The organism is Alphaproteobacteria bacterium, assembly GCA_025800285.1.
Taxonomy (GTDB): Bacteria; Pseudomonadota; Alphaproteobacteria; order JAOXRX01; family JAOXRX01; genus JAOXRX01.
On the sequence record JAOXRX010000101.1, the window covers coordinates 1 to 674 of the forward strand.

At 29.8% G+C, this 674-nt stretch carries 2 protein-coding genes; both read right to left on the reverse strand.

What is annotated here, in order from left to right:
• Positions 1 to 199 precede the first annotated feature (199 nt).
• On the reverse strand, positions 200 to 409 hold the full coding sequence (locus tag OIF36_05455) for a hypothetical protein (protein ID MCV6599900.1): 210 nt from the start codon (positions 407 to 409) through the stop codon (positions 200 to 202).
• 9 nt (positions 410 to 418) lie between these two features.
• The coding region (locus OIF36_05460; protein MCV6599901.1) for a hypothetical protein at positions 419 to 674 on the reverse strand (256 nt) is incomplete at its 5' end.

The window sequence follows — 674 nt, forward strand, 5'->3', positions numbered from 1 at the left end:
GAAAGAAGTTTAAAAAATAAAGAGTGGCAAGAAAAAAATCAAGAACAAATACAGACTAAACGAAAGATAAAAACAGTTTGTGATTGTGGTGCAGTTTATTGTAAAGTGTCATTAAGAAGACATGAACGAACCAAGAAACACCAAGACTACATAAACTCACTTCAAGATTGATAATATTATTTTTTATAATATTATTTATCTAAAACAACGATTGCTGACACAATGTTATAGCAGGTAATTTGTAAAATATCTTATCGCTTTTAGAATTTTTAATTGCTTTCAGTTCCTCATATATCTCTACAATCGCTTTCTTAAAAAGTTTGTCTTTGCTACTTAACTCATTTTCATCCATTTCTTGAACTGCTTTTATATCATGTATTTCTTCAGTCTTTGAACCACTACTACCCATTTCTATATATTAATCTACATTTTTTGCTTTCGCTTTTGCCTTACTTTTTGCCTTCGGTTTTTCTAATGCTTCAACTCTTGCTATTGTTTCAAATAATTTACTTTCTAAATATTCAGTTTTTACCATCTCTTCTTGTAATGCTTTCCATAAAATTGCTGACATCTTGCCATAATCTAATCCCATATAATCACCATAATCACTTACAACCGCTTCAAATTTAGTGGGCACTTTCTTCTTAACATCCTGTGCTATGTATCCTATGTTC

Bases quoted from the DNA above. Each gene is read 5' to 3' on its own strand.
- OIF36_05455 (MCV6599900.1), bottom strand. From the start codon at position 409: ATGGGTAGTAGTGGTTCAAAGACTGAAGAAATACATGATATAAAAGCA.